Annotated in this window: 1 protein-coding gene; it reads left to right on the top strand. The window is 57.9% G+C overall.

Annotated features, from left to right (window positions below; translation table 11 throughout):
• Positions 1–163: 163 nt before the first annotated feature.
• A complete protein-coding gene (locus I2D57_RS09565) occupies positions 164–1,378 on the top strand; it encodes an MFS transporter (protein WP_195241124.1) in 1,215 nt (404 codons plus the stop codon).
• Positions 1,379–1,723 lie beyond the last annotated feature (345 nt).

Genomic DNA, 1,723 nt, shown 5'->3' with positions numbered 1-1,723 from the left:
ACCCCATGGTGCTGATCGTGGCCACCATGGTCGTGGGCATCATCGGCGCGTTCTTCGGCGTGCTGGCGTAAGGGCCCGGCTGCATAGACTGTCATTGCAACCTGGTAAGGGGATGGAGCGGGCCTATGCCCTCCATCCCCTTACTTGTATAGAGGGAGTTCGTATGTTCGCGAAGGATCGCGAAGCAATGCGCCTGACGCCGGCAGAAGTCAGGCTGATTCTTATTGAGTCCCTGCAATGGTGCGCCAACAACGCGGTGTACTTTTTAGGGCTTATCGGCGCGGCGACGTATGATCTGGCTGGCACGGCCTTTTTGGTTGCTGCCATTACGCTCGTGCGCAATCTTATGACGTCGGCGGGCAATATGGTGTCGGGCTCGGTCATCGACCGCTTTGGACCGCGTCGGACGTCGTTTGTGACGTGCGTGATTACGGCGGTGCTATCGCTTGGCGTGGGGTTGGCGCCGTTGTCTGTCCCCGGGCTTGTGTTTGCCGCGTGCGTCTTGGGGCTTGCGGGCGGCTTTATCAACACTTGCACGCATGCGTTTCCGGGATACCTGGAGTCGACCACCGAGGGCCGTACCCGCGTGAACGGTCTCATGGTGTTCTACAGCAATATCGCCTATACCGCTGGCCCGCTGCTCGGTGGTGCCATCGTGAGCTGTTTTGCCACGCAATCGGTCTATCTGCTCATGGCGGGCATGATGGGTGTGGCGGCCGTGCTCTCCTTGGGCTGTCACGAGTGTGTTGCTCCCGCAAAAGGGGAGAAGCCGAAGGGCGGCATTCTGGGCGGCATGGCCGAGGGCGCGCGACTTACGTTTCGCGACCACGACCTGCGCCTTATCTTTATCTCGGGCTTTCTGGGCTTCTTTGCGTTTGGCGCGTTCGATTCGCTGGAGTCGTTGTTCTATCGCGATGTGCTCAACGTGGATATCGTCTGGCTGGGCTGGCTGTCCTCGGTCGTGGGCCTCACTTCCTCGGTGGGCGCGTTCATCCTGACCAAGCTTTCTGCCCGCCATGTCAACCTGCGATTGCTGCTCGGCGCGCTCATGGCCGTGGGCATTGGGTCCATGGTGTACGTGGGCACCGATATGCTGGGGGTCGCGATTATCGGTCAGGCGATTAACGGTCTGGCCTGGGGATTCCTGGAACCGCTGCAGATGATCTTGATTCAGGAGCGCGCTGACATCAAATACCTGGGGCGCATTACCGGCTTTGTGCGTTTTGGCCTGATGAGCGCCGGCGTGCTGCCGCTGCTGGCGGCTCCGTTTTTGGCGGAGGCTTTGGGTGTCCAGACGGTACTGTTTGGGGCATCGACCATTATTGCGCTGGTAGGAACGCTGTTCTTTGTCACACAAGGGAGGCGCCAGAGGCGTTAGCTATACATTCAATTCTAATTTAATACCACTCACCAGAGAATTTCGACCGTTCACCGAGGATTGGAGCAGATTGATAAGTGGTATTAAAAACACATTAGGTGTATGTCTATAATTGGTATCGAAAAGAAACGCGATGTATAGAGTTGCGTGCAGGACAGAAAGGAAAAGCCATGAAGGAAACCGAGAAGATCGAGATCATGCACTTTAGCCAGGAGGGCTACGTCGAGGACGGCAAGAACGTCTACGAGACCGGCAAGAAGATGATTGAGCTCGCCGACAAGGTCGCCGACGAGGGCTACGACGCCGTGTTCCTGATGGGCGTCGGCGGCACCTGGGACGAGCTCA

The sequence above is a fragment of the Collinsella aerofaciens genome (genome assembly GCF_015553355.1).
Lineage (GTDB): Bacteria > Actinomycetota > Coriobacteriia > Coriobacteriales > Coriobacteriaceae > Collinsella > Collinsella aerofaciens_V.
Note: the sequence above shows the minus strand (reverse complement) of the source record. Positions and strands in the feature narration are given on the sequence as shown.